The organism is Bacteroides cellulolyticus, from assembly GCF_025567135.1.
In the GTDB taxonomy this organism is placed as follows: domain Bacteria; phylum Bacteroidota; class Bacteroidia; order Bacteroidales; family Bacteroidaceae; genus Phocaeicola; species Phocaeicola cellulolyticus.
Genome location: NZ_JAOQJJ010000004.1, coordinates 137,218 through 163,594, shown reverse-complemented (window position 1 = coordinate 163,594; position 26,377 = coordinate 137,218). Strand labels below are relative to the sequence as shown.

Annotated in this window: 23 protein-coding genes; 7 read left to right on the top strand and 16 right to left on the bottom strand. The window is 45.4% G+C overall.

Going from position 1 to position 26,377, the window contains the following annotated elements:
• Positions 1 to 10: 10 nt before the first annotated feature.
• The 12 genes from OCV82_RS06350 to OCV82_RS06295 form a co-directional block, all read right to left on the bottom strand.
• The gene (locus OCV82_RS06350) at positions 11 to 736 is read right to left on the bottom strand and encodes a hypothetical protein (protein WP_004320452.1); all 726 of its coding nucleotides are present in this window, start codon (positions 734 to 736) and stop codon (positions 11 to 13) included.
• Positions 733 to 3,279 carry a GumC domain-containing protein gene (locus tag OCV82_RS06345; protein WP_004320450.1) on the bottom strand — a complete coding sequence of 849 codons (2,547 nt, stop codon included), beginning with the start codon at positions 3,277 to 3,279 and terminating at the stop codon, positions 733 to 735. The genes OCV82_RS06350 and OCV82_RS06345 overlap by 4 nt, the downstream gene beginning before the upstream one ends.
• Positions 3,280 to 3,290: 11 nt before the next feature.
• Positions 3,291 to 5,999: a TraG/VirB4 family ATPase gene (locus OCV82_RS06340; RefSeq protein WP_004320448.1), complete on the bottom strand. Its 2,709-nt coding sequence runs from the start codon at positions 5,997 to 5,999 to the stop codon at positions 3,291 to 3,293.
• A gap of 111 nt (positions 6,000 to 6,110) precedes the next feature.
• The gene (locus tag OCV82_RS06335; RefSeq protein WP_004320446.1) at positions 6,111 to 6,407 is read right to left on the bottom strand and encodes a DUF4133 domain-containing protein; all 297 of its coding nucleotides are present in this window, start codon (positions 6,405 to 6,407) and stop codon (positions 6,111 to 6,113) included.
• A gap of 15 nt (positions 6,408 to 6,422) precedes the next feature.
• A complete protein-coding gene (locus OCV82_RS06330) occupies positions 6,423 to 6,800 on the bottom strand; it encodes a DUF4134 domain-containing protein (RefSeq protein ID WP_004320444.1) in 378 nt (125 codons plus the stop codon).
• A 54-nt stretch (positions 6,801 to 6,854) separates the two neighbouring features.
• Positions 6,855 to 7,181, bottom strand: coding sequence for a DUF4134 domain-containing protein (locus tag OCV82_RS06325; protein ID WP_005679963.1), 327 nt, complete (start codon positions 7,179 to 7,181; stop codon positions 6,855 to 6,857).
• Position 7,182: 1 nt separating this feature from the next.
• Positions 7,183 to 7,626, bottom strand: a complete 444-nt coding sequence (locus tag OCV82_RS06320) for a hypothetical protein (protein ID WP_004320438.1) — start codon at positions 7,624 to 7,626, stop codon at positions 7,183 to 7,185.
• 243 nt (positions 7,627 to 7,869) lie between these two features.
• A complete protein-coding gene (locus tag OCV82_RS06315) occupies positions 7,870 to 8,757 on the bottom strand; it encodes a toprim domain-containing protein (protein ID WP_004320436.1) in 888 nt (295 codons plus the stop codon).
• A 102-nt stretch (positions 8,758 to 8,859) separates the two neighbouring features.
• Complete coding sequence (locus OCV82_RS06310) at positions 8,860 to 9,960, bottom strand: AAA family ATPase (RefSeq protein WP_007487638.1); 1,101 nt, start codon at positions 9,958 to 9,960, stop codon at positions 8,860 to 8,862.
• Positions 9,938 to 10,312, bottom strand: a complete 375-nt coding sequence (locus tag OCV82_RS06305) for a helix-turn-helix domain-containing protein (protein WP_008645392.1) — start codon at positions 10,310 to 10,312, stop codon at positions 9,938 to 9,940. Before OCV82_RS06305 ends, OCV82_RS06310 begins: the two co-directional genes overlap by 23 nt.
• Positions 10,313 to 10,512: 200 nt before the next feature.
• The gene (locus OCV82_RS06300; RefSeq protein WP_005679961.1) at positions 10,513 to 11,217 is read right to left on the bottom strand and encodes a hypothetical protein; all 705 of its coding nucleotides are present in this window, start codon (positions 11,215 to 11,217) and stop codon (positions 10,513 to 10,515) included.
• 199 nt (positions 11,218 to 11,416) lie between these two features.
• On the bottom strand, positions 11,417 to 12,562 hold the full coding sequence (locus OCV82_RS06295; protein WP_004320429.1) for a site-specific integrase: 1,146 nt from the start codon (positions 12,560 to 12,562) through the stop codon (positions 11,417 to 11,419).
• Positions 12,563 to 12,839: 277 nt separating this feature from the next.
• On the opposite strand from OCV82_RS06295, the gene OCV82_RS06290 reads away from it, so the two are divergent.
• The 3 genes from OCV82_RS06290 to OCV82_RS06280 all read left to right on the top strand — a co-directional run bounded on the left by OCV82_RS06290 (position 12,840) and on the right by OCV82_RS06280 (position 17,326).
• A complete protein-coding gene (locus OCV82_RS06290) occupies positions 12,840 to 13,658 on the top strand; it encodes a hypothetical protein (protein ID WP_154043667.1) in 819 nt (272 codons plus the stop codon).
• 84 nt (positions 13,659 to 13,742) lie between these two features.
• The gene (locus OCV82_RS06285; protein WP_154043666.1) at positions 13,743 to 14,561 is read left to right on the top strand and encodes a GIY-YIG nuclease family protein; all 819 of its coding nucleotides are present in this window, start codon (positions 13,743 to 13,745) and stop codon (positions 14,559 to 14,561) included.
• A gap of 437 nt (positions 14,562 to 14,998) precedes the next feature.
• Positions 14,999 to 17,326: a transglycosylase domain-containing protein gene (locus OCV82_RS06280; protein WP_154043665.1), complete on the top strand. Its 2,328-nt coding sequence runs from the start codon at positions 14,999 to 15,001 to the stop codon at positions 17,324 to 17,326.
• A gap of 132 nt (positions 17,327 to 17,458) precedes the next feature.
• On the opposite strand, the gene OCV82_RS06275 is transcribed toward OCV82_RS06280, so the two are convergent.
• The gene (locus tag OCV82_RS06275; protein ID WP_154043664.1) at positions 17,459 to 19,621 is read right to left on the bottom strand and encodes a S46 family peptidase; all 2,163 of its coding nucleotides are present in this window, start codon (positions 19,619 to 19,621) and stop codon (positions 17,459 to 17,461) included.
• A complete protein-coding gene (locus OCV82_RS06270) occupies positions 19,621 to 21,786 on the bottom strand; it encodes a S46 family peptidase (RefSeq protein WP_154043663.1) in 2,166 nt (721 codons plus the stop codon). The genes OCV82_RS06275 and OCV82_RS06270 overlap by 1 nt, the downstream gene beginning before the upstream one ends.
• 306 nt (positions 21,787 to 22,092) lie before the next feature.
• Between OCV82_RS06270 and OCV82_RS06265 the strand changes: the two genes are divergently transcribed.
• The 4 genes from OCV82_RS06265 to OCV82_RS06250 all read left to right on the top strand — a co-directional run bounded on the left by OCV82_RS06265 (position 22,093) and on the right by OCV82_RS06250 (position 24,795).
• A complete protein-coding gene (locus OCV82_RS06265; protein ID WP_154043662.1) occupies positions 22,093 to 22,785 on the top strand; it encodes a DUF4369 domain-containing protein in 693 nt (230 codons plus the stop codon).
• Between the two features lie 164 nt (positions 22,786 to 22,949).
• Positions 22,950 to 23,501, top strand: coding sequence for a DUF4251 domain-containing protein (locus OCV82_RS06260; protein WP_154043661.1), 552 nt, complete (start codon positions 22,950 to 22,952; stop codon positions 23,499 to 23,501).
• Positions 23,502 to 23,524: 23 nt separating this feature from the next.
• A complete protein-coding gene (locus tag OCV82_RS06255) occupies positions 23,525 to 24,145 on the top strand; it encodes a DUF4136 domain-containing protein (protein WP_154043660.1) in 621 nt (206 codons plus the stop codon).
• A 14-nt stretch (positions 24,146 to 24,159) separates the two neighbouring features.
• A complete protein-coding gene (locus tag OCV82_RS06250; RefSeq protein ID WP_154043659.1) occupies positions 24,160 to 24,795 on the top strand; it encodes an outer membrane beta-barrel protein in 636 nt (211 codons plus the stop codon).
• An 85-nt stretch (positions 24,796 to 24,880) separates the two neighbouring features.
• On the opposite strand, the gene OCV82_RS06245 is transcribed toward OCV82_RS06250, so the two are convergent.
• The gene (locus tag OCV82_RS06245) at positions 24,881 to 25,468 is read right to left on the bottom strand and encodes a Crp/Fnr family transcriptional regulator (protein ID WP_154043658.1); all 588 of its coding nucleotides are present in this window, start codon (positions 25,466 to 25,468) and stop codon (positions 24,881 to 24,883) included.
• 20 nt (positions 25,469 to 25,488) lie between these two features.
• Positions 25,489 to 26,376 (bottom strand): YitT family protein, encoded by an 888-nt coding sequence (locus OCV82_RS06240; protein ID WP_154043657.1) that lies wholly within the window; start codon positions 26,374 to 26,376, stop codon positions 25,489 to 25,491.
• Position 26,377: the final 1 nt, after the last annotated feature.

Sequence of the window (26,377 nt, the reverse complement as noted above, 5' to 3'; positions counted from 1 at the left end):
CTTTTTGTCGTTAATAATCCAGTCTTCCGGCTCCGCGCCAACGCCCGAAGGCGTCATCGAGAATCTCCCGCATGGTGCGGGAGCGATATACCTTTGCTTTCCAATAGCCGATGCGCACTTGAATGTACCGCCATGTCTCGAAATAGGCCCGGTTCAGATGCCGCTCGATGTTGTCCAATGAGCGGTTGATGGCCTCCAACACCATCAGCAGGTCGGAGGTCGAGCAGGCTGCCGCTCCGGTGGCATACAGCACGAGGTCGCTCACGGACTTGTAGAGCTGTTCCCCCTCACGGGCAATCGCCCTCAGCCCCCTCGCATTGATGGAGATAATCAGGGTATCTGCGGATTCGATGCGTCCACGTTTCAAGATCTTCGCATTGAAATCCTCCAACAACGATTTATAGTCGCCGATACGGTCGCTGACCGATGTATAGGTATTCTTGACGTTCAACACCGTGCGCAACGACTGGTACATGACGTCGATGGCATCGAACGCACGGGTGTATTTGTCAAGGTCAATATTCAACTCTTTATAGTCCCCAATTTCTTTACAGCTGTACTCGTGCAACAGCTTGTTGCTGTACTCCAAGGTGCTACGAGCCAACAGCAGGCTGCGCTGCTTCTTGTGGTCGTTGATGTAGGCTTCGACGGAGACTATATCGAAAGTCCACTGCGCCTTGGCGATACCGGGCAGCAGGGCGAACAGCACGACGGCAATCTGTATGGTACGTTTCATGGCCGTACCTCCTTTCTGCTATTCCTGCTGTTGCCGCTCCGAAGCGTCCGTGCATTCTCCACCCAGCGGTCATGGCATTCCTCCACGAGTGTCAGCCTACGGCCTTCGTCCGTGTCCAGTCCGGGCTGCACATCCTTCATCACGTCAAGGATGCTCCGCTTGTAGTGCATCATCTTTTCCAGCGATACCAAGTCGGCATATATCTTGGTGATTCTGCTGTCCACCTCTCGCGCTATCTCAAGGCGGTCGCTTGACCACAGCAGATGGTACACGTCGCCTGATGGCGTTTCTTCCGTCGGTGCGCTGCGGGCGTATTCCGTCGTGATTTTACAGGACGGATGTTCACGGGCGATTTCGGCTATCCGGTCGTTTACCAGTTTAGCCTTTTCCGCATCCGAAAGTCCCGGATCAAGGGTCAGCACGTCAGCGACGTGTGTGTCCGTATATTCCGAAGTGAGTTCCCACTTGATTTGGATAATGGTACGGTGTATTTTTATGCCGAGAAAATATTTCGGCTTGCGGGCAATGGAGACCGTAGCCCTGAATGTGATGATACCGTTGATATTCGGCATGGTCGCCTTGCGTACATACGAGTAGCCGTTCCATGCTCCGCCGTCCTGCCAAGTAAGACCGTATGCCGCCTTGCAGTCCTGCATGATGGCAGGGATGCGGTAATAGTCATCCGTCGCCACGCTGTTGTCGTCTGCGGCATCCGACTTTGCTTGGGCATAGTCGGACTGTTTCTTCTTCCATTCCGCGAGTTCTCCTTTCAGACGGTCTATCCGTGTCTTGTTCGCGTTGTACTGCTGCCGGTAATTCGCCGCATCCTCAATGCTCGCCGTACTGATTTTCTTCAGCAGGACAGCGTTCTCGTTTTCCAATGCCCCGATTTGCGCTTCAATATTGGCCGCTTGGCTGTTCGCCTCGTTCAATAGCGCGTCCAGTTCCGAAAGGTCGAGGTCGTTTTCCGTCACCGAGGTCTGCATGGCGCACTCCTTGGTGTGGGCATTCAACGAGCTGCCGCACTTGCGGCACTTGTACTGTGTCGAGCCTTGTCCGAGCGTAACCCCGTCGGAACAGGTCACGCTGATGGTCACGCTCTCGCATCCCTTCAATTTGGCTGCGTCCGTTGCTTGGTAATAGTTCCGCGCACCGGAAGATATATAATAGGTGTAGCCGTCCTCGTTCTCGTTGAACTCCGCAAGCCGGACATTCAGTTGCGCCCGAAACGTGTTCAAGTCCATCGAGTAGGAATCGAAGACTTCCTCATAGACGACCTCTTCTTTGTTCCAGTTTTTGCTCACATGGATTTCGTATGCGTATGCCTTTTTGGTCTGCTTGTTTTTCTTGCTGATGATATAGGCACTCATCCAATAGTTGATGCTGTAGCTGAACCCGTCGTTCTGGTTGTTCAACTGCTGCACGCGGTTTCTTGACCAACCGGCATATCCTTCCGAGTTGGCAAGTACCTGTTCCCGTTGCGAGGCATCAGGATAGAAATTCGGGTCGCTCGTGTTGAACCGCACCCATGCGCCCCCGTTCAGGATGCTGTTGTCGTCCGTCGGAGGATAGTAGTCGCACAGCGATACGCTCCCTTGGTCACGCCGGGCAATGTACCACCGCTGCGTGTAATAGTTCCCCATCGCTTCGTCCAGGTAGTCGGTCATCCATGCCGTGAGGTTGTAGTTGCTGAAGTTGAACAGACCGGCCACGTTGTCCGGACCACCCACCATGTCAATCAGCAAGCCGCTGATGTCATGTTCCGCCTGCTCGAATAGACTCCCGTAGTGTTCATACAGGTTGCCGATTTCTTCAACCTTTCCACCCAGCAGGTCATGGAACGAGCTGCTTTGCAACAGGGCGTCACCAAGATTGGCAATGCCTGCCGTTGCAAGGCCGACCCCCGTGTTATAAAGGTTGTCGAGGTCGCTTTTCAGGTTCTCGTGGGTGAAGTTGCCCGGTATGCGGGCGAAGTTGTCCATCATCCGCTGCCAGTCGATGTTTCCCGTTTCGGAGAGTTTCAGCAAGGGGGCAATTTCCGGATTGATTTCGAGAAAGGCGATGTCCGAAAAGGTCAGCGTGCTGTTGGTCACCACGCTCTCGAACTGCATACACAGACTTTTGGTATCATCGCAGACTTTCATCAGGTAACTGCCCCAATAGATAGCCGTTTGCGGCGAATGGAGCATCTGCTTCGCCACCACCCATATCTTGGGCATGATTTTCTCCGCCACCATCCGGTAGATGCGCCGGTAGTAGTAGTTTTCCGTACGGCTGTTCCAGATGCCGAGGTCGCTCAGGGCTTTATGCTCCAAGAACTTGGCCGCGAATATCCCGGCGGTAGCGACCTCCGCTGCCGTGTAGTGCTTGAGGACGTCATCGACCTGCTCCCGGTAGTACCCTTCGGCGACCGCTTCCGTACCGAAGGCAGCCACCATCGCCGCAACGGTACGGGTGTCGTAGTTCACGCTGTAATACTGGGCGTGAACCGTCTGGCAGAGTGTGACCGAGGCGATGGTCAGGATAAGGAGTAGTCGTTTCATGGCTGCAATGTTTATTTGGATTCATGCACGGGACGGAGGTTGAGCACACGCCCCGTCTCGTTTACTTTTTGTGCAAAAGGCAGGGCCTTCCCGATACCGCTGGCATCCCAGTCCCGGCAATATGCCTCGATAGCTTCCTGATGGCTGCACCGAAGTTCCTTCTTGTAAAGCTTCAGTGCCTCCTTTTCCGCCCGTTCGGTCGTGTAGGTCATGTAGCACTCGTGCGGCTCTTCCACGCCGTACACGCCGCTGGTCGTCCCCCGACGGATAAACACTTCGCGGAAGAAGCTGCGCCCATCCTTGTTCTCCAAGCGGTTGATGGTAAATATCTTCTTGCAATCCACCTCGGTCAGACCAAGAATCTTTCGGATTTCGTCAAAGCGTTCCTTGAACTTGCTCTGGTCAAGCAGCATCACCACGTCCGAGTTGTTGATGATGGCCTCCTTCACGATTTCGCTGCCGATGATGTCCTGTATCTCCTGCGTCACCACGCCGACAGAAGCCCAAAACTTACGGGCGGTCTTGTACATGAACTTGATGTATTCCGCCATGAGCGGGCTGGCAATGGCCTTCCACGCCTCTTCGATGACAAGGACTTTACGGGTCTTCTTGATGCGCATTTTCTGCAGGAACACGTCCATGATAATCAGTGTGACAATGGGAAACAGTTTCTTGTTTTCCTTGATTGCATCCACTTCAAAGACGATGAATGTCTCGTCAAACAGTGCCGAATCCACATTCTCATTGAGAATCTTCTCATATGCGCCTCCCTTGTAGAACGGCTGCAGCATGGTCGAATAGGTCGAGTAGCTGATTGTCGTGATGTCATTTTCGGTGCAGATCTGCTCCAGACGGTCGAATGAGTAGTCAAAGAATGAGTTGAAGTTCAGTTCCGACACTTTGAGAGCCGCCCGCCGTGCCTCAAGCACCTCTATCTGTTTGCGCACCATCTCATCCACCTCTCTGGGTGGTTTGTTTGGGTTCTTTCGGCTGGCCGCCGCAAACAGGTTTTTCAGCAGTACCTCCCGTTGCTCGTCGGTGTATCTTGTAAATCCGTTGAAATAGGCATCATAGTAGTCTATGATTATCTGCTCGACAATGCGGAACTCGATTTCGGGAATCTGGCTGTCCGACCCTTTCCAAATCATCAGGATAAGGTTCTTGAGGAAGTCTATCTTCTCGATATTGTATTCCTCCCGGTTGATGCGAAACGGATTCATCGTAATAGGCCGTTCCTCGGTATAGGAGATATACTTGCCGCCCAGATACTCGCACAGTCCCTCGTATGAGTTCCCCGTATCGACCATCACCACATCCGTTCCCTGCTCATGGAGCTGGCGCACGACCGAGTTCATATGAAAACTCTTGCCGCTGCCCGAAGGCCCCAAACAGAAAAAATTGGAATTATCAGTCAGTTTATTCTTTCCCTCTTTTCCCGTGATGTCGATAGCCACCGGCACGCCCTGACGGTCGGTGTAGTAAATCTTCAGCGGCGTTTCCTCGCTGTGCAGCACACGCTCCTTGTACATCAGGCACATCGCCGCATCGGAAAGGGTCAGGAAACGGTCGTATTCCTCATTGAGCGTGTAGCAGTTGCCCGGAAACGAACCGACGAACAGTTCCAGTTGGTTGTATGCCCGCTTGCTGATATGGATACCCATACGCCCGAAAGCGTTTTCCAAGTGGTTCGTACACTTTTGCAGGTCTGCACCGGCAGACACGGCCACCACCATGTTGAAGTGTGTATATACCAGTTGCTTGCTCTCACGGGCGATGACTTCCTGCACACGCTTGATGTCCTCGACCGCCATCTGGTTGTTCGGATTGGGAATGCTCGCGTGGCGGTTCTTCTTTTTGTCGAGCAGCGACAGCTCACGCTTCTGGTTGGGCAGGAAGATGATTTGGTTATAGACCACCGTCTCGGCGTTCGGGATGCTGTCCACCACCGACACCAAATCGACGGGCATTTCCGTGTTGTTGACCTCGATATTCGTGTACGGACGTATCTGTGAGGGCAGTGCGGCACAGTCCACGTCCACAAGGCTGTACACCTTGCAGCGTTTGTCGCCCATCGACACGGTTTCATCGTCCGCCTTGAAGTTCGTCATCGACACGGTGCGGTCTTTGAAGTTCATGGCGAAGTAACGATCGACGTACTCGCTCGCTTCGGCTTTGTTCAGGAATCTGGCCTGTACGCCGCCGTCACGTAACTGGTCGTGTACTTTACGGATTTTCACAAGGAAGTCGCGCCACTTTTTGCTATCGAACGAGAACAGACGGCTTTTCTTCGCCTCTTGCGTGATGGTCAGGTAGCAAAGGCTGTCCGTGTAAGGACGTCCCTTGAAATAACGAAAATAGGATGAAGACAGGAACTCCTGACCGTCAGTCGGTTCGCTCGCAAACTGTTTCCTGACGAAGATGTCCTGCTTGTGGATGGCGTACCCTTCGCCCAACGTCTGCGCAAGGGCGGTGAACAAGTGTGTGAAGTCGTAGTAACTGTCAATGTCCGCCGAATATTTCTGTACCGGATTCTCTATCTTAAGTACGGCGGAATATTCGCCGGTCTTGGTGTACAGCACACCCACACCGTCCGTTTCCTCCGCCGAGAAATAGATGTCCTGAAAGATTCGCTTGCGCTTGCCGCCCGTACCGAACGCATAGACCGACAAGGCCATACCCGCGCACAAAGCGACAAAACATAAAATGATGTATAGGGTCATTTCGATATACGTGTAATTAAATAGGGGCAGGTTCGCCTTGCTTCAAGACAAACCCGCCCGCGTTCAACAATCAATAAAGCCATGCACATTGCCGTGATGGTTTTTCTTTCGTCAGATCTTGCGCGAGTGGGCATACACATACACACCCGGAACGACCTTCTTGCTATGCAGTCCTTTCCGCTGTTTGAGGAGGATGAGCACGATACCGGCCGATACGACGGCTGCCAGCACGACAAGCCCGGCAATGAAACCGAGCAGGCAGTAGGCGGCGACAAAGCCGACAATGGCTCCGCACGTCGTCACCGCCGCCCAATATATATACCGGCCTTGGATGCCCAAAAACTCAAGAGGCCGTTGCAGTCCCTTGAACAGCGGGTAGTCCGGATAGCGTTCGTCCTTGCCTTTCATACTTATCCTTGATGTTTAAGCGGCAATACCGAAGAACAGAGGCAACGCCTTGGCCGCCGCAATGAGGAAGATACAGGCTCCCACGACCATCATGATCTTCTTCTTGACGTCCTGCTCCTCGTTGTTCATGGCGATATATACCGAGATTGCACCCACGATGGCCACAACGCCGGCAATGGCGTAGCACAATTTCACCATAATAGGCACATACTTGGCAATCTCCTCCGCGACAGTGGATAATGCGCTCGTACCGGCGGAATAGTCGCCTGCGGAGTTCTGCGCTTTCGCCACCATGCCGGACAGCAGCATGAAGGAGAACATCATTACTTTGGTAGGGATTCCGTTGACGAATCCGAATGCCTTGCGGCACAGTTGTTTGGTTTTCTGAAACATACGTTTACTTTTTTAGTGAATACTTTATTTGTCTGCGACCTGATACAAGTAAGGTTATATGCGGTAGCCGAAGAAAACCGGGAAAACATAGAATGCCCCGATCAGGAACAGGCACGCACCTACAAGCGTCATTATCGACTTGGTGATGCCGTCCTCGCCCGTGTTCATCTTGATGTATATCTGACAGACGGACACGATGACGTAAACTCCGGCGATAGCGCAACAGATATACTGGACATAGAGCATCATCGTCACCACGAAGTCGTGCATCGTGGCCAACGCATCCGCTCCCCAGCTATAGTTCACGCTGCCGCTTTTGGCAAAAGTCGTGTAGGGGAACGGGAGGCACAGCGCACATAGAATCTTTTTAGCTTTCGACATCTCACAACCGGTCTTGAATTGGGTTCCACTTTATTTCCGGTCGGTTGTCTAACCGTCCCTTGGAAATCATAGCCTTGTACATCTCCTCCGACGTGCGTGCGTCCGACAGGTAAGGCGTGGTCTCTTCCATCTGTTCCTCCGCCTCGGCCTTCAGCCGTTCCAGTTTCTCCTGCGCCGTTCCCGGTTTGTCCTTGACATCCTCAAGGGATGTTTCGGAAGAGGTAGCCGTACTTTCCGTCTCGTAGTTCTCGCTACCGATACTGAAGCCGGTCTCGCTTTCCGTGACAGCCACACTCTCTTCCTCTTCCGGTGCGCCGAGGTCGAAAACTTCCTCGTTCGGTTTGTCCGTCCCCTTTTTCCCGTAGATGTCATGCGCTATGATGACGGCGTAGTAAATGATGTAGGCAACCGTCAGGACGATGGCAAAAATGAAATATGAGTTCATGTATTTAGTATGAATATTAAAATTTGTATTAGTATGATTTTGCAAAGAAACGCACGAAATATAAAACCATAAAATAATTGAGCATTAAACATCTATTTCGTTAATGAGATTTATGTAATTTCCAAAAATCGAACTATTAAATCGTACTATATTGCAGTCTCTATGGAGGGAAATGGAGAAATCGGGGCATAAAAAAAGCTCTCGTGGTGGAGAGCTTTAGGTGGCAAAGGAGAACACTGAATATCAGCGTTTCTTTCCGCGCAGGTAATCGTTCAGGTCTTTGTATTCCGCATAGTGGCAGGATTCATCGCTGACACGTCCATCATACATCCCGGCAATGGTCTCTGTGGTTCTCTGCCCGGCAAGGTCATTGTCGAGATAACAGTGGATGACCGAATATTCCTGTAAACGTGCCAGCGTCTTTTTCAAGTTGTTTACCGAGTTCATCACGAGGTAGTCGCATGGCATGGCAAGACAGACCGTTCGGTCGCCTGCCAGTTTCAGTGTCATATAGGAAAGGAAATCCATGAAGCCCTCGAAAACACAGACATTTTCCTGTGTCTCTTCTGTCAGATGTCTTATCAATGAGATGTCCTTGTTGTTCAGGCATCCCTTGTAATAGGCGTTGCGCACCTCGTAACCACCGGAGGTATTGCCGAATGCGAGAGCGAAATAATGACGGCCTCGCAGTTCATAATGCACCTCCTTGCAATACATACGGCCGATGTCCGCGTCGATAAGCCGGGATTGGAGGTAAGAGAACAGGGCGTGATGGCGGAGTGGAATCACGATCACGTCTTTCATTTCAGCCTCCACCGGTCGGGGTGGAGCGGTCGGCATACGGGTTCTCGGTAGTGATGCGCCATTCACAAGCCTCTCGATATACGCCAGTGCCTCGCTCACGCAGTCCGTCCGGCAAATGTATTTTGCCAGTTCCACCAGGTCGCCGCCGGTCGCCTCGCCGAAATCGTACCATTCATTGATTCGGTCATTCACCTTGAACGACGGGGTACGCTCGTTCCGTAACGGTGAGAAGTACCAGTATTGTTCCGATTTTATATGCTGTGCATGGTGGCCGAGCTGTGCCAGAAAATCCACGATGCGTACTTGTTTTGCTTCTGCTATGGTCATCTATTTTTCTTTCACTTGATTTCAAAAAAAGGTTTAGTTTAGTTTTTCCCCTATATATATAAATACTAAAGTAAACTAAATGATATAAGCCCGCGCACGACTTCATTCTTCATCAAAAAGCATGGCCTCGGTAGGCGTCATGTCGTAATAGAACAACTTGTCCCGTTTGATGATGAGCTTGAGGTTGTCTATCAGGTATTGCATCAGTTTTATCATGACACTCCGGCCGCGTTTGAACCCGATTGCCTCGTAGGAGACCATCAGGCTCTGCAGCAGGTTGTCGAATCCCCGGATGGGCTTTTCCCCGAATGCGGCAGAGAGAGCTTCGCGGTGCTGTTCGATGCTCAGTTCCGTAAACCCCGTTCTTGCCTTGGGCTTCGGGGGCTCGCCAAACGAGTGTACTTCCGCAATGACGGGCAGTCCTGTTTCATTGATGGTAAATGCAAACGGCTTGAACTCTTTTTCCCGGATATGGAGCGCATGGACTTCGCTGATGCCGGGATTCTCGTTACTCTTGCTGATGACCAGCACGGTCTCCGCCTTGTTGCTCATCTCCGTTCCGATATGTCCGCGCACGTTGTTGTCCCCTTTGTTCAAATGAAGCACACAGTGGATGTGCAGGTCGTATCTCGAAGACCATTCCATCATCCGGTTGATGACTTCCACCGATTCACCGGCATTATTGATGTCGAGCATCAGGTCGCGAATGCCGTCGATGATGACCAGTCCGTAGCCTTTCTGTTGGCGCAGCGCATAGTCGATGACCTCGATACGCACCGACGGCGAATATTCACGCAGGCAGAAAAAATCGAGATTCTCCGGATCGGTCGTCGTGGGCAACCCGGCCAGCCGCAATATACGCTCCAATACCGAGCGGCAATGGAAACGGCTCTGTTCCGTATCGACGTACAGAATACGCTGTTTGCCTTCGGGCAGATGTGCACGGTAGTTCAATACTTGTTTCCCCGCCAATGATGCGGCGACAAGCGCAGAGACGTTGAACGTCTTTTTCGATTTCGCCTTGCCAGTCGATGCACTGAAATTGCCGAGCGTGGCAATCGTTGAGTTATCTATCCAGATGATTTGCGGAGGGGTCTCATAAATGTCCGTCGCCTTGATTTGCGAGGCATGGAGGATGTCCGACAGGCGGTGTTCATCCATCCCCATGCTGGTTGTGCGGTCAATCCTTCTTTCGTTTTCCATAGCGTCTCTTGTTAAGGAACGGTTCTGTGGCGGCGGCTTCCGTCACCCTGCGCACTGCCTCGTTCATGGTAGGTTCATAATTCTGCAACAGCCATTCGTCCAATTCCTCCTTGGCGAAATAAACCATTTTACCGCGCGGTTTGTAGTGCGGTATCTCCTTGCTCGATGTGAGCTTGTACAGCATACTTTCAGAAACCCCGATATACATGCAGGCTTCCTGAAATGTGAAAACTCTCTTGGTCGTGAAGATGGTATTTTCCAGCAGCGTAATACGCTCCAAGAGACTTTCGACCGGTTCCAATTTCTTCAGTACCGATTCGATGGCGGCGAGCCGTCCGCTCATCCGCTCCATGAATGTCATTCTATTCGGCATAATAACACAGTTTGATTTTTGACAATGGAGATGAAACCTCCGTTATGCAGCGCGCTAACGGAGGTCAAAGGTATGTCCTGTAAACGAAGATGCCGTGATTTGGGGAATGATACTATGCACGTGTCATTGTAACTCTCATGCTTTTACCTTTCACATACTTCGCTTCTTGTCACTTTCTGTCATTCTTTCAGCCGATCAATGACCTTTCGGATGCTGTATGCGACCGATGTCATGTTGTTCTTGATGGATGACAGCGCGGAAGACAGGGTTGACACCGAAACGGAGCGTGTCCCGTCCTTGGACTGCAGGAATGCGCCCTTGCCGAGAACATTCTGCCACCGAGATTGGATGAACGAGTTTTCAAGAAGCGCATCGAACAGGATTACCACACGGCGGATATTGTTCACGCGGATGGAAAAGCCCTTCTTGCAGGCGAAGAGAGCCTCCATGTCTTCAATGCGTACAGAAACACAGAACAGATGATAAGTATTGGCGCAAGCCACTATACTTTTCATCTGTTCCGGGGTAAAATTACAACCAAAAGAAAGAGAGAGAGCCGCAGGTCGGTTGATACGGGGCGGACCAAGCGGAGACAACGATTCCGAGGTGTCATACATCCGTTTCAACTTCATGCACTCATTAAACGTGAAATCCGGTGCGGCAAAGCAGGGCTGGACGGAACTGGCGCACTCGGTCAGCAGCCCCTTGACAATGTGGATGTTCATTTCGTGGCAGTTCCGGCAGGCCGCATGGTCACAGTCTATGTACCGGTGTCCGTTTACGAAATCGTCCACATAGCGGTGGTACTGTTTACCACCCAACACAACATCGTGGAGATAAACTGTTTTTGCTTCGGTAAGCAGGGCGAAAAGTTCATTCGCCACATCCTTGTCCGCAGCGAAGTGCTGCAGGTGTTGGCTCCCTCCAAAAAGAGAGAAGGCCGTCTTCAGGTCTTTTCATGTCGATTTACCTTTTTGAGTTTATAATATGTGATGGAAGCATTAACTTCGGTTGCATTTACAACCGGAGAAATGCCGTAAATATATGTTTGTAAATTAGACATGGACCACAGAATGCCTTCAATTAGTGAAACAAACCGTTTACAAGATTCACAGCCTCGTCCTTTTTCTTATTGATAATCTTGGCATACACCTGTGTCATTTTCACATCGGCATGGCCGAGCAGCTTCGAGACAGTATATAAGTCCGCTCCGAGCGTCAGCATCATGGTGGCAAACGTATGGCGACTGGTGTGGTAGGAGAACCGCTTGGAGATTCCGGCTGCTTTCGCCCAAGGTTTGAGCTGCATTCTGATTGTATTGGCGGACGGCAGGTCGAACACATTATCTTCTGATGATTTGCCCCCACGTTCCGGCATCCACTTCAACGCTTCAGGAGAGAGGGGCAGGTAAATAGGCTCTTTGGTCTTTTTCATGGACACGGCCAAACGGTACTGTCCCCTGTCAACGAACACGTCATTCCATTTCAGCTTGATTATATCGCTGATGCGTAATCCGCAAAAGCAGGAGAACAGATATGCGCATTTTACAATCTCGTATTCCTCGTGGGGCATAGGAGTGTCAATCAACGCCTGTACCTCTTCGATGGTCATGTACGACCGCATACTCTCCGGCTTGCGGATTTTCTCCGACTTCTCAAGTTCGTTGAAAGGGTTGGCCTTCATCTTTTTCTTCCTGACGGCAGAGTTCAACGCACCGTTCAACGCACGGTAATAATTGTGAAGCGTGTAGTTCGATATGTCCTTGCCTTTCGGATGATATTCCGTCAGCAGATAAGTGATGTAGCCACGACAAAAGTCCCCGTCAATCTGATCCAGTGTGACCATTTCTCCGGCATAGTCTTTCAGTATGCGCATGGCAATCTTGATTTGACTGCCATCTTTCTTACCGGCACTCTCTTGAGCCTCCATATAAACCTGCATCCAATCCAGCAGGAAAGTCTTGTCCTTACGGAATACAATCCCGGCCTCATTACTGGTCAGTTCGATAATACGCTTCGACTTGATGGCATTGGCGGCGTCCATTGTCGTCTGATTCTGCCTGCGGGAGTTGCTATCCGTTTCCGGGATAATATACATCTTGAGGTATTCATATGTCCGCTTTCCGTCGCGGTATATATCCAGATACAGGCTCTTGCTGCCATTGCTCAGCGACTTCATCCGAAGACGAATTGGCTCTTTGACTTTTGTATGATTCTTAACTCGTGCCATAGGGATTCCTTTCTCATTTTTTCTACTGCAAATATACGAATAAGTATCGAATTTGAGAAACAAATGAGAAACAAAATTGCACCAAACAAGAGCCAATCTACTGAAAGTACTGAAAACAACCGAAAATAAAAATAAGATTATAAAACTTTGATTTACAGGATATTTGTTATCAATTTATTGGATGTTGTTTTCATTCTATACATATAATGCGTAAATCTGGAAAGTTTGCGCAGAAAATGTGTTGCTGTGACTAATGGTATAAATAAAACAACGGTTTATGATTACTTCAACTATGACATTGGAAGAGATTGCCAAAGAACTTTTGGCTGACTTCCGTGAGGTGCATGACAGGTGGAATAGGTTTGAAAACAAATTTAAGCGTATGTGTTTGAACCAGCCCAAGTACCCGTGGATTTGGGAGACTGTTATAAAGACTAAAAGATATAATGAATGGAATATTATATTTAGTGCCTGGTCGAAAAAGGAAAATAAAATAGTGGATCCGGTTTTTATAGTATTTTTCCATTATGAAGGTGGGGTGTGGACTGCTTCTTTATTAAAAGATTTTGTATTATTCTTTCCGGTCCATTTTTTTGAAAGATATCAGGAGAGATATCTTAAATCATTGACAGATGATATTCAAATATCTAATAAGGACATCAGGAAAATGTTTTATGTATTGAATAATCGTATTTCGATATATAAAAGGAGCAGAGAAGATTCCATAAGGGGATTTTGCTATAATGGTATGGTTCTTGGTGACTGGATAGGCGAGAAGTGTGGAATTGTAAAAACTTTTATCTCTATTGAAGAAATGAAGGTAAACCAATTTGCCGAATATTTTGATTGTCTGAAAAACAGGCTTATTGTTGATATGTTCAGGTGTAGGAAAGGGATAGGAGCAATGTCGGGTTCTGAGTTTGTTGACTATATTCCAGACACATATTTTGAGTATGAGGATATGAACAATTTTTTATGGAATTTAGAAAATCGTCTTTTGAATGTGACTTTTAATAAATGTGTTGAGTTTTATTCTGAACATAAATTTGAAGTGGATAAGTGTTCTGAGATGCTGGATGCGATAATGGATAATTAAGGATAACCAACCATCAGTGAAGAAAAGAAAAAATAAAACCCGATAGCTTGAAATTTTTAGTGCTACCAATTAGAATATTTAGTTATGAAGAATTGTGAATTGATTATATCAAATTTGGACAAATATATCGAAAGAAATGGTATAGATGCATTAACAGCAGTTGAGGCTGCTGAAATACTTGATGAAGCAGGAATACTTAATGATTCGTCAAGCAGACCTGGCAAACCGTTAAGGGATATTTTAAGAGCCGGAGAAATAGAACATGCTTATCAGCTTAGTAATGGAAGGTGGTTTATTCCACATTCCGGAAAAAACTATGAGAAAAAGGTAATTAAGAATGAATCTGTAAAAACTTCAGCTCCTCAAATATCTGTTGAACTGTTAATGGATTCCTCAAAATTCCGTAGTGTAAAACAATTGAATGCCTTAGATATCCCTGATGTGCCTGGCATATACGTTATCAAAATCAAGGATATAAAGAAACTGCCTCAAATATTCAGTAAAGTATTGCATGAGAGAAAGCACAATATCATGTACATAGGAATTTCTACAAATTCATTAAGAGACAGGTTTTGGGGTAATGAATTACATGCAAAAGGTCACGGAACATTCTTCCGCTCTTTAGGTGCAGTGTTGGGATATTTGCCGGAAGAAGGCTCTTTAAAGGAACGTAAGAATAAAAGAAACTATAAGTTCTCTAAACATGATTCTGCGGAAATATTAGGATGGATAGAAGATAATTTGGAGGTAAATTTCGTTGCTCACTCTGATAATCTTGAGGAAATGGAAAGGTCTTTGATTGCTCAATATCTGCCTTTGTTTAATCTGGATAAAAATCCTGCAAAACTGGATGAACTGGTAAGGTTGAGGAGAAGATGTGAAGCTGTGGCTAATGGTGATTAATTCGACCCCAACTTGGGTGTGAATTTGGTAAAGTTGGAACTTGTATAAAATAGAAAAGTTTTGCAAACCTATTTAAAACATTTTGCAAAACGTTTGCAATACCTGCCAGTGAACGCTTAATGAACGGTTAGTGAACATAGGGTGAACAGAATATGATTTATGTGTTTACTGAGTGTTCAGCAGCCATTCACTGACCGTTCACTGAAAACATATTTAAATGATGTTTAAATAATGGAATGAAATATTGAATGCCTTAAAAGCCCACAATATTGAAGATGCAGGCGATGCGCGTGGTTAATTAATGATGAACAATGAGTAATGGCAAATTATAAAATATCTTCCATAATACATTAATCCCGTTGTTTTTTTGTACTTTTGTAGCGATTTGTCCTGTTTGTAAGAATTATGGGACTGAACGTAACAAATAAGCTATTTCAATGAGGAAAACATTTATCATCGTACTTTGGGCGTTGCTGCTGATAGGAATGCTGGCAACGTATATAATATTTTCGGCTATCTCGGATGGCAAGATAGGTTATGTGCCACCTATCGAGGAACTGGAAAATCCTAATCTAAAGTTTGCCACTCAGGTTATTTCGGACGACGGAAAGGTGTTGGGTACGTGGTCGCTCAGCAAAGAGAACCGTCTGTATGTAGGTTACGAGGACTTGTCGCCAAATCTGGTACATGCTCTTGTGGCTACGGAAGATGTGCGTTTCAGCGAACACTCAGGTATTGATGCGAGGGCTTTCATGCGTGCCCTTATCAAGCGTGGTGTGCTGATGCAGAAGAATGCCGGTGGAGGTAGTACTATCACGCAGCAGTTGGCAAAGCAGTTTTATTCGCCTACAGCAGACAATGTGATGGAACGTCTGTTGCAGAAACCTATCGAATGGGTGATTGCCGTTAAGCTGGAACGTTATTACACCAAAGAGGAAATCCTTACGATGTATCTCAATAAGTTCGACTTTCTGAACAATGCCGTGGGAATAAAGACTGCCGCAGGTACTTATTTCTCAAAAGAGCCTAAGGACCTGAACATTGAGGAGGCTGCTACACTTATCGGTATGTGTAAGAACCCATCGCTGTATAATCCGCGTCGTTTCAATGAGCGTACACGTGGTCGCCGAAATGTGGTGCTCGACCAGATGCGTAAGGCCGGTTATCTGACTGAGACTGAATGTGACTCGCTTCAGGCATTGCCATTGGTGCTGAAATACAGGCCGGTTGACCATAACGACGGTCTGGCTACATACTTCAGAGAATATCTCCGAGGTGTATTGAATGCCAAGAAACCGGTGAAGAAGAATTATCGTGGCTGGCAGATGCAGAAGTTCTACGAAGATTCTCTTGCATGGGAAACAAATCCTCTGTACGGTTGGTGTGCCAAGAACAAGAAAAAAGATGGCTCAAACTATAATCTTTATACAGACGGGTTAAAGATTTATACCACTATAAATTCGCGTATGCAGCAATATGCCGAGGAGGCTGTGCAGGAGCATGTGGCTGAGTATCTGCAGCCTCGTTTCTTCAAAGAAAAGAAAGGCAGAAAGACTGCTCCATATACCAATCAGCTTACTAATGAGGAGGTTGAGGCTATCCTGAACCGTTCTATCAGACAGAGCGAGCGTCGCCGTGTGATGAAGGCTGCTGGATATTCGGATGCTGAAATTATGAAGGCTTTCAATACTCCTCGTGAAATGACAGTGTTTACATATCAGGGTGAGAAGGATACTATCATGACTCCTCTCGATTCTATAAAATACTACAAGCATTTCCTTCGTGCAGGATTTATGTCGATGGACCCTATAACGGGATATGTGAAGGCATACGTGGGCGGACCTAACTATGACAATTTCAAGTATGACATGGCTATGGTGGGACGCCGTCAGGTGGGTTCTACCATCAAACCGTACCTGTATTCGCTTGCGATGGAAAACGGTTTCTCTCCGTGCGATGAGACGAGAAACGTAGAGGGTACTTATTTCGATGAAAACGGTATTGCATGGACTCCGAGAAACAGTTCTAAAAAACATTACGGTGAGATTGTAACTCTGAAATGGGGTCTTGCAAACTCTAACAACTGGATTTCTGCTTATCTGATGAGCAAACTTAATCCGTATGAATTTGTCAGACTGATTCATTCGTTCGGTGTGCTTAATAAAGAAATTCAGCCTACTATATCTCTTTGTCTCGGACCTTGTGAGATATCGGTAGGTGAGATGGTAAGCGCATACACGGCTTTCGTGAATAAGGGAATACGTACGGCACCATTGTTTGTTACACGTATAGAGGATAATGACGGTAACGTGCTTGCCACATTCTCTCCACAGGTGAACGAGGTGATAAGCGAAAGCAGCGCATACAAGATGCTTGTAATGCTGCGTGCGGTAATAAACGAGGGTACCGGCGGACGTATCAGACGACTGTATAACATTACGGCAGATATGGGCGGTAAGACAGGTACCACTCAAAATAACTCAGACGGTTGGTTTATGGGCTTTACTCCGAGTCTGGTATCAGGATGTTGGGTAGGAGGTGAGGAACGTGATATTCACTTTGACCGTATGGCTGACGGACAGGGTGCTTCGATGGCTCTTCCTATATGGGGTATATATATGAATAAGGTTTATGCCGACAAGACTTTGGGATATTCGCAGGAAGAGAAATTTGATATTCCTGATGAGTTTGATCCGTGTAAGGATAAGGTATCGGAACTTGAAGAAGAGAATACAAGCCGTCTTGATGACCTGTTCTTCCAATGATTATAAATGATATTTAAGCGGTATTTAAATACTGTTTAAATCATGACAAATAAAATCGCGCTTTGACATTTCCTGTAGGACAGGGGAGCCAAAGCGCGATTTTTATTTATTCACAGTTATTCGAGGACAGGTTTATTTGATAATTGTCATTTCATCAATCAGATGTCCTGCACCAGCAAACTTGTCGATGATGAACAGTGTGTATCTGATGTCAACACACGCGGCACGTTGCAACTGTGGGTTGTAGGCAATGTCGCCTGTAAGTCCTTCGTAGTTACGGTCGAAACCTGTTCCTATCAGTTCACCTTTGCTGTTGAATACAGGAGAACCGGAGTTACCTCCTGTGTTGTCTGTTCCGGTGGCAAAGCATATAGGCATGCGTCCGTCAGGCATTGCGTATGGGCCGAAATCTTTCTTTTCATACAGTTCCTTCAGTTTTGCAGGAACAACGAATTCAGGGTTGTTTGGGTCTTCTTTCTCCATAACACCTTTCAGTGTTGTGTAGTACAAGTACTCCACACCGTCTGCCGGTTCGTAAGAACCAATCTTGCCGTAAGTAAGTCTCAGTGTAGAGTTGGCATCAGGATAAACCGGTGTACCGTTCTTGGCTTTCAGTTCAAGCATTCCTGCTACCCATGTCTTGTGTGCAAGATTATATGCGTCTGTTTCGGCTTTCATTGCATTTGATGTAGCGTTGTATCCGTCCTTTACAGACTTGGAATATTGTACCATCAGGTCTTCACGAAGAGTCTTGGTGTCAGGATTCTGAAGGAAAGCATCAAGTGCAGCCTGACTTCTGAAGACAGACTTGTCGAAACATGCATCAACAAAAGCATCTGTGTTTCCGCCGAAGTTCTCGTTTATCTGCTTGAAGATGCTTATGCGCTGTTCTGCCGGTATCAGTTTTGCATAAAGCGCAATCAGCTGTTTTGAAACCTTACGGTCAACTTCCGGATTATAGTCCTTGTTGTAGAACTTCTTGTAAGCCTCTTTCAGTTTTTCTGTTTCTTCCTTTATTGCTTTCTTGTCGTTTGATTCGAGAGCATTGCGGAGTGCGTCTGTATCAGGAATCTTGTAGAACTCTGTTCCGAGCATAAGAGCCTCGTAGATAGCCTGCTGGTGATAAACGGCATTTCTGCGTTTTGCCACTATTGAGCGGATGGCATCGAAGGCTTCCTTATAGCTGTTGTTGCCTGTCTCACGGCCATATTCCAGAAGGTATTCCTGCTGTTCTTTCTTCTTGTCGAGAACTTTCAGTTTGACTAATCCTTCGTTCATTCCTATTGCGTTCTTCCAGTAGTTGGCAGACGATGCGTATTTGGCTGCATACTGTATGCGTGTCTTTGCATCCTTTGCCATTTCTTCGCCAAGCACTCTGAGGCGTACACCGCGGATAGTGTCGCGCATGAAGTTTGTGGTCTGCATGCGTTCTTCCACTTCGTCGCTTATCATGTATCTCCAGTTTCTTCCAGGAAATCCCATAACGAAAGTAAAGTCACCCTCTTTCACTCCTTTCAGGTTGATTGCGATATGTTTCTTCACTTTCAGAGGAACATTGGTTGCACTGTAGTTGGCAGGCTTTCCGTTCTTGTCGGCATAGATGCGGAACATTGAGAAGTCGCCGCAATGGCGAGGCCACATCCAGTTATCTGTATCGGCTCCGAACTTTCCTATTGATGAAGGAGGCGCGCCCACCATACGGATATCCTTATATACTGTCTTTACGAAAAGATAGTATTTGTTGGCTCCATAGAAAGGCTTGAGTTCCAGAACTGTGAATTCGTCTGTCTTGATTTTCTCTTTCTTGGCAAATCTTGCAGCCACTTTCGAAAGATATGACGGTGACAGGTAGTTCAGCCCTTCCGGGTCTTCATCTTTCTTAAGTTGTTCCTTGACGTAAGTTGTGACATCAAGTATCTTGTCGATAAATGTAATTGTAAGTCCTTCGCAAGGCAATTCCTGTTCGCGTGTCATTGCCCAGAAGCCGTCTGTCAGGTAGTCGTGCTCTACAGAACTGTGTTGCTGTATGTAGCCATAACCGCAATGATGGTTGGTCAGTACAAGACCTTCGGCTGAGATAACTTCACCTGTACATCCGCCACCGAAGTGTACCACTGCATCTTTCAGCGATATGTTGTCGGGCGAATAAACATCGTCTATGCTGATGTCAAGCCCCATATCGTACATTACTGCCGCATTCTGTTTTTTCAGGTCGGTCAGCATCCACATTCCCTCGTCGGCATGTCCGGCGAGGGTGAATGTGGTGAGTAGTGATAGTAATATTGTTTTTTTCATTATTCTACGATTGTCATTTCGTCAATAAGGTTCTTGCATCCTCCGAGTTTTTCTACAATGAAGAGAACGTAACGGATATCCACTGCGATACAACGCTGAAGGTTGTTGTCGAAGTTGATGTCGCCACTCAGTGATTCCCAGTTACCGTCGAATGCACAACCGATAAGCTCTCCGTTACCGTTCATTACAGGTGAACCAGAGTTACCGCCAGTGATGTCGTTTGTAGTAAGGAAGCATGTTGGCATTTCACCGTTTGCCATAGCATAACGTCCGAAGTTCTTTGTAGAGTAAAGTTCTTTAAGCTTTTCTGGAACTACGAATTCAGGGTTCTGTGGGTCTTCTTTTTCCATTACACCTTTCAGAGTAGTGTAGTATTTGTAGTGTACACCGTCTTTAGGATCGTATGGTTTAACATTTCCGTAAGTCAGACGGATAGTGAAGTTTGCATCCGGTGCTTTTGGTTCCGGTGCATACATTTCGCAAAGTCCTCTCACGTATGTCTTGTGTAGCAGGTTGATACCTTCGCTGGCAGCTTTGAGTTTTTCCGAGAGTTTCTTGCTCATTTCAGCTTTTGCTTCAGAGTACTGTACCATTAGGTCGCTTTCGATAGCTTCTACAGTAGGGTTGCTGATGAACTTGTTGAAGTTTTCTTCATTTGCGAAGATAGAGTTGTTATAGCAAGCGTCAATATATGCGTTATAGTCGCCGTTGAATTTAGCCTTGATAGTTTCGTAGAACTCAGGAAGAGCATCGGCAGGAACTTTAGACGCGTAAAGAGGAATCAGGACTTTTGCTACCTTGCGGTCAACCTCGTGGTCGTAGTCCTTGTTGTGTACATCTGCAAATTCTTCTTTAAGTGCTTCAACAGCTTTTTCGATATCTTTCTTCTTGTTCTTTTCAATGGCTTTCTTCAGATTGTTGAATAGAGTATAAGAAGATTCGAATTCTATACCTGTTCTGAACACTTCGCTGAAATAAGTTGACTGAGTGCGGATAGGTTCAACAGTCTTTACGTATTCATCGATTTTTTCAACTACTCCCTGATAGTCGGCATTCTTTTTAGCCATTGCAAATTTAGCGAAACGAGCTTCCTGTTCAGCTTTTGTTTCAAGCACTTTGTTGTCGATGATGGCCTTATTCATACCGATAGAGTTCTTCCAGTAGTTGCTTGAACCGGCAAACTTACTTGCGTACTGGATACGAACCTTATCGCTTGCAGCCATTTCTGCTCTCAGTACGTTCTGTCTTGCTTCGCGGACTTCAATTCTTGGAGTGTTTGTACCTGTCATTCTCAGTTTCACTTCGCTTTCAGTAAGATAGCGGCTTGTGCTTCCAGGGAATCCCATAATCATGGCATAGTCGCCTTCCTGAAGACCTCTCAAAGAAATAGTAAGGTGTTTCTTTGCCTTCAATGGGATATTGTCCTTGCTGTAGTCGGCAGGATTTCCGTTCTTGTCTGTGTAGATACGGAACATAGAGAAGTCGCCTGTGTGACGAGGCCACATCCAGTTGTCTGTTTCACCACCGAATTTACCGATTGATGAAGGTGGAGCAGCCACCATACGTACGTCTGTATAAGTCTTGATATAGAATACGTAGAATCTGTTACCTTCGTAGAAAGGCAATGCCATTGTTGTGATGCCCGGAGCTTTCTTCAGGTCGCTCTTTTTGAGCTCGTCGGCTGCAATCTTTTTCAGGTATTCGCTTCCGAATGATTCGGCTTCTTCAATTTTGCCTTTTTTGATGTCATTATTTACTCTGTCGGTGACGTCAACTATACGTTCAACAAACTTGAATGTCAATCCCGGAGTAGGGAGTTCTTCTTCCATACTCTTAGCCCAGAAACCGTCTGTCAGATAGTCGTGTTCCACTGAACTGTGCTGCTGGATTGCATCATAACCGCAGTGGTGGTTCGTTAGGATAAGTCCGTTAGGAGAGATGATTTCGCCTGTGCATCCTCTTCCGAAAATACCTACTGCATCTTTCAGTGTAATCTGTTCAGGATTGTAGATGTCTGAGATGTTCATTTTCAAACCTTGTGCCTTCATCTTGTCAGCCAGATTCTGCTCTTTCATCAGCTGCAGAAGCCACATTCCTTCGTCCGCCTTCGATGGCGTGAATACTGAGCACAGAAGTGCCAGTGCCAAAACTTTGATTTTCTTCATTTGACTATAGTTTTTGAATTGTTATTGTTTAAAAAAGTTCAAAAGTGACCAATTGGAAAGTAAAATACATATATACCTTTATCAATGAACACTAAATAGGATACAAAGATAACATTTACGGACAAAATAAGTTTGTTTTTATGATATAAAAATATTCATAATGTAACGAAATATAATCTCTTACATCATGTTTTCATCTTTTTTAAATGTATAATCGTCAAGTATTTAGTATAATTTGTGATAAAAATTTTCTTGTGAAATCATAAAGGAGTTACCTTTGCAGCAGAATAATTTCTTTTTATTTATATGTATAGGTTTTGTTTTGTCTTATTATTCATAACTACATTGGTGTCTTGCGGAAAAAAGTATAAGGTAGATGGCGTAACTTCCGTTTCCAGACTTGATGGCAAGATGCTGTTCATAAAGGTTGTTTCAGGAGACCAGCTTGTCAGCATAGATTCTGCAGAAGTTATTCATGGATATTTCAGTATGAATGGTAAGGTGGATTCTGTAGTGCTTGCATCGCTTTATATGGACGATGAATGTATAATGCCGCTTGTTCTGGAAGAGGGGAATATTAATATTGAAATAGATAATGTAGGCATTTCCATAAAGGGAACTCCTCTTAACGACAGCTTTAATAAATTTATCGAAGAAAAGACTGACATTGATGATAAGGCATATGAAGTGGAGAGGGAAGAAAGCCGTATGATTATGGATGGCATAGATATAAATACTGTGCAGGCTGAGATAGACAAACAGAGGGCATCTGTAGGAAAACAGATGGATAATCTGGTAAAGACATTTATTCAAACAAATTATGAAAATGTTTTAGGTCCTGGAGTATTTATAATGATAGGCAATTCTTTGCCTTATCCGTTTATGACTCCTTTGATGAAGGATATTGTGGACGAGGCTCCTGAAGTGTTCAAGAATAATTATCTGGTAAAAAACTATATCACGTTGGCTGGTGAGTATAGCGAACAGCCTTTGCAATGACTCCTGCAGGGCTGATAATATCATTTTGGAAATCCAGGTAATTAAGGGGGAAAATCACCTATTCGAAATATACAAATCCCTATGATAATATAGGAAATTTCTATTTTAAAGGTAAATTTATCATTCTAATTTTGCTTTGAATTAAAAAAGAAAGGAGAATTAGTATGAAAATAGTTGTAACCTTCATTATTATGATGATGCCTTTTATGGCATGTAATGTTTATTCGCAGGAGTGTGAGAAAAACATTGATTCTGAGAAACTGTTAGAGGAGAGGATTGACAGTCTGAAATCGTTCGAGGCAGAGAAAGCTATTACAGACAAACATTTTGTATTGGAGGCAGATAAGGTGGAGTTCAAACGTGGAGAAACCGTGTTTGTGAATTCTAATACAAACTTCGTTTCTGTTGCCGATGACAAGTCGGTGGTGCAGGTCTCATTTAATGTGCCTGTGTCCGGACCTAACGGCATTGGCGGTATAACACTTGATGGTAACATATCGAATTATAAACAGAAGCAAGACAAAAAGGGTAATATCAGTATCTCGATGAATGTTATGGGGGCTGGAATTTCTGCAGTAGTCAATATCGTTAAGTATGCAGGCTCCAATAAAGCGTCTGTGACTATATCACCAAATTTCAACTCAAACCGTATTACTCTGAGCGGATATATTGTTCCTTATTATAAGAGCCGCGTATTTAAAGGAAATTCTATTTGATAATCATTTTAAAACTTGTGAATATGAAAAAACTATTATTTTTTGCTTGTTTGATGTTTGCGTTAGCTTCGTGCGAAAAAGATCCTGACATGTCAGAACTTGACACAGATTTGACGGTATATACTGATTATGACAGTAGTGCTGATTTTGGAAGTTACAAAACATATTTTCTACCGGACAGTATATTGGAAGCTGGAGGACATAAAGCTACTTACTGGAAGGATGAAAATGCAATGAAGATAATAAAAGCTGTAGAAAGTCAGATGAATGAACGTGGCTATACCCGTTTGACAGATCCGGAAGATAAGGATAATGCAGATCTGGGTATTCAGCTGTCTTATGTTGATGAGTCGTATCAGGTCGTATCCGGAGGATATTTTGGCGGATGGTGGGATTACGGTTATTGGGGCCCATGGTGGGGAGGATGGTATTATCCTTATCCGGTGACTTATACTTATAGCACCAACACTCTGGTTATGGAAATGGTGGATTTGACAGGTGATTCTGACGGAAAGAATATTCCGGTGTTATGGTATGCCAATGCCTCCGGAGCGCAATATAGCGGTATGTATAATCTGCAGTTGCTTGTAAATTCAGTGGAACAGGCTTTCAAACAATCGGAATATATTCAATGTAACAATTAAAAACGGAGGTAAAAATGAAAACTTATAATAGCATATATAAAAGGTTGATTGTATTTTGCTGCTTTCTTTCAGCGTTAGTTCTATCTGCAAACGCACAATGGGATGTACGGAATCTGAATCTTGTGATAGACTGGCAGGTCAATGCTCCGTTCTCTACCGGATATGCAGACAAAATCAGCGGCTGGGGAATGAATTACGAATTTAAGTATGAAGTTAATCCTCGTTGGGAACTGGGAGTTTTTGCTTCATTTCATTCAAACCATCAATATGTGGAAAGACAGACATTGCAGCTTTCGCCTACTGAAAGTCTGACAACTGACCAGCAACGTTCGGCATTCCAGGTGCCTTTTGGTGTAGTGGCAAACTATAAATTGTGGGATGGAAAGCATTTTGTCCCTTATGTTGGATTAAAGGCAGGTACGATGTTTGCCAGAAACACTACATATTATGGTATAAAAGGTTTGTATGATAAAGCATGGGGAGGATATGTTTCTCCGGAAATCGGATTTAATATATATCCGTGCAAGACTAAAAAGTGGGGATTCCATGTGGCAGGATATTATAGTTATGGAACAAACAAGACATATACTTTAACCAGTGAGATAAATGGTCAGAATAATGCCGGATTCCGTGTCGGAGTAATATTCTGATAAAATAAAACATAAAAGGCAGGAAGTTTAAAACCGTAAGTTAAAACTTCCTGCCTTTATTGCTTTAAAATGTATTATTCTCTTTTTATGAGTTTAGACTGGCCGAGCGTACACGACTGAGAGTCTCCGGAGTCATCTGCAATAATGATGCTATATATATAAGTGGAGCCCGCTTCAGTATTTCCGGATGTCTCTGCATGAGCTTGTTGTATCTTTCGTTTGCAGGTTCAAACCTTAACGTATCGGCCTTCTGCTGTGACGTGATTAATGATTTCTCGAATATCCTTCGGTATAATGTTCCTATTTCGCTGTTTAGCGATGCCAGACGCTCTATGTCATGTTTGTCGATTTTCCATGCTATGGTTGGCTCCAGGGTTTCAATCATTAATTTTGTAGGTTCTTCGTTAAAGTAACTTTCCAGACATACTATTATCGCATCTTCGTATCCGATATGTTCTGTAAGGTCTTTATCGTATTTGAAATAGAACTGGCGTGTCATGCCTTTGTCTATGAAATATAGTGACTTGCATACTTGACCTTCGTCCAGTATTTTTTCACCTTTCTTGTATTTCTCAACTGTAAGTATTTCGGCAAATGCCTTTAATACTTCTTTACTTAACGGACAATCCAATGTAGAGGATATCCTTTTGGCAATATCTAAATTTGAGTTCATATTCATTGGATTATTATTTATTACTTAACTTTGATTTTATCGAAACCTTCACCAAATACACCGATTACCGCACTTTGTGATACAAAAGCGTTAGGGTCAATGTCTTTAATCAGACGGAAAATCATATTTGACTCACGCTTTTTGGCAAGAACGAACATCATTTTTACGTTGTTGTTGGTGTAACAACCCACTCCGTCAATAAATGTAACACCACGGTGCAGGTCTTTGTTTATCCTTTTACCTATTTCTTCGTATTTACGGGATATGATGAAGAATTGTACAGACTGGCGTGCGCTGTTCACTACTTGATCAAGTACAAAGCTTGATATGAATAATACTACGTATCCGTAAACGACCTTTTCCCAGTCATGCAGTACAAAATAACTGGATGAAATAATTATAATGTCGCATATAAGGATTACTCTTCCAAGCGTGATGTCGCGGTATTTGTTGATAATCGCTGCAATGATATCAGTACCGCCTGTACTGCCGTTTGCCGAGAATGCCACACCTATACCTCCACCGCAGAAAGATGCTCCAAGCACGCATGCCATGAAAGGCTGGTCGCTTATAAGTGAGCCTTTTACAAAATGTTGGAATATTGGTGTTGCAAACGTAAGCACACCTACCGCAAATATTGTTTTCAGGCAGAATTTTAGTCCTAAAATCTTTAATGCCAGAAGAAGCAGGCTGAAATTAATAATCAGATATGTATATTGTACAGGAAAACCGGTTGCCCAATATACGACAGAAGCAATGCCAGGAACAGCACCGGAAGGTAAATTGTTCGGTAATAAAAATACTGTCCATCCTATGGCGTACATAATCATCCCTAATGCAATCAATAGATAGTCTTTAGTTTCTCTAAGTAATTGCTGTCTATTCAAATTCTGAAAAATAGAACTCATC

What these genes read in the sequence shown, in the direction of transcription:
- OCV82_RS06350 (WP_004320452.1), bottom strand. Translation starts at nt 736, where the DNA reads ATGAAACGTACCATACAGATTGCCGTCGTGCTGTTCGCCCTGCTGCCC.
- OCV82_RS06345 (WP_004320450.1), bottom strand. Translation starts at nt 3,279, where the DNA reads ATGAAACGACTACTCCTTATCCTGACCATCGCCTCGGTCACACTCTGC.
- OCV82_RS06340 (WP_004320448.1), bottom strand. Translation starts at nt 5,999, where the DNA reads ATGACCCTATACATCATTTTATGTTTTGTCGCTTTGTGCGCGGGTATG.
- OCV82_RS06335 (WP_004320446.1), bottom strand. Translation starts at nt 6,407, where the DNA reads ATGAAAGGCAAGGACGAACGCTATCCGGACTACCCGCTGTTCAAGGGA.
- OCV82_RS06330 (WP_004320444.1), bottom strand. Translation starts at nt 6,800, where the DNA reads ATGTTTCAGAAAACCAAACAACTGTGCCGCAAGGCATTCGGATTCGTC.
- OCV82_RS06325 (WP_005679963.1), bottom strand. Translation starts at nt 7,181, where the DNA reads ATGTCGAAAGCTAAAAAGATTCTATGTGCGCTGTGCCTCCCGTTCCCC.
- OCV82_RS06320 (WP_004320438.1), bottom strand. Translation starts at nt 7,626, where the DNA reads ATGAACTCATATTTCATTTTTGCCATCGTCCTGACGGTTGCCTACATC.
- OCV82_RS06315 (WP_004320436.1), bottom strand. Translation starts at nt 8,757, where the DNA reads ATGACCATAGCAGAAGCAAAACAAGTACGCATCGTGGATTTTCTGGCA.
- OCV82_RS06310 (WP_007487638.1), bottom strand. Translation starts at nt 9,960, where the DNA reads ATGGAAAACGAAAGAAGGATTGACCGCACAACCAGCATGGGGATGGAT.
- OCV82_RS06305 (WP_008645392.1), bottom strand. Translation starts at nt 10,312, where the DNA reads ATGGAGCGGATGAGCGGACGGCTCGCCGCCATCGAATCGGTACTGAAG.
- OCV82_RS06295 (WP_004320429.1), bottom strand. Translation starts at nt 12,562, where the DNA reads ATGGCACGAGTTAAGAATCATACAAAAGTCAAAGAGCCAATTCGTCTT.
- OCV82_RS06290 (WP_154043667.1), top strand. Translation starts at nt 12,840, where the DNA reads ATGATTACTTCAACTATGACATTGGAAGAGATTGCCAAAGAACTTTTG.
- OCV82_RS06285 (WP_154043666.1), top strand. Translation starts at nt 13,743, where the DNA reads ATGAAGAATTGTGAATTGATTATATCAAATTTGGACAAATATATCGAA.
- OCV82_RS06280 (WP_154043665.1), top strand. Translation starts at nt 14,999, where the DNA reads ATGAGGAAAACATTTATCATCGTACTTTGGGCGTTGCTGCTGATAGGA.
- OCV82_RS06275 (WP_154043664.1), bottom strand. Translation starts at nt 19,621, where the DNA reads ATGAAAAAAACAATATTACTATCACTACTCACCACATTCACCCTCGCC.
- OCV82_RS06270 (WP_154043663.1), bottom strand. Translation starts at nt 21,786, where the DNA reads ATGAAGAAAATCAAAGTTTTGGCACTGGCACTTCTGTGCTCAGTATTC.
- OCV82_RS06265 (WP_154043662.1), top strand. Translation starts at nt 22,093, where the DNA reads ATGTATAGGTTTTGTTTTGTCTTATTATTCATAACTACATTGGTGTCT.
- OCV82_RS06260 (WP_154043661.1), top strand. Translation starts at nt 22,950, where the DNA reads ATGAAAATAGTTGTAACCTTCATTATTATGATGATGCCTTTTATGGCA.
- OCV82_RS06255 (WP_154043660.1), top strand. Translation starts at nt 23,525, where the DNA reads ATGAAAAAACTATTATTTTTTGCTTGTTTGATGTTTGCGTTAGCTTCG.
- OCV82_RS06250 (WP_154043659.1), top strand. Translation starts at nt 24,160, where the DNA reads ATGAAAACTTATAATAGCATATATAAAAGGTTGATTGTATTTTGCTGC.
- OCV82_RS06245 (WP_154043658.1), bottom strand. Translation starts at nt 25,468, where the DNA reads ATGAACTCAAATTTAGATATTGCCAAAAGGATATCCTCTACATTGGAT.
- OCV82_RS06240 (WP_154043657.1), bottom strand. Translation starts at nt 26,376, where the DNA reads ATGAGTTCTATTTTTCAGAATTTGAATAGACAGCAATTACTTAGAGAA.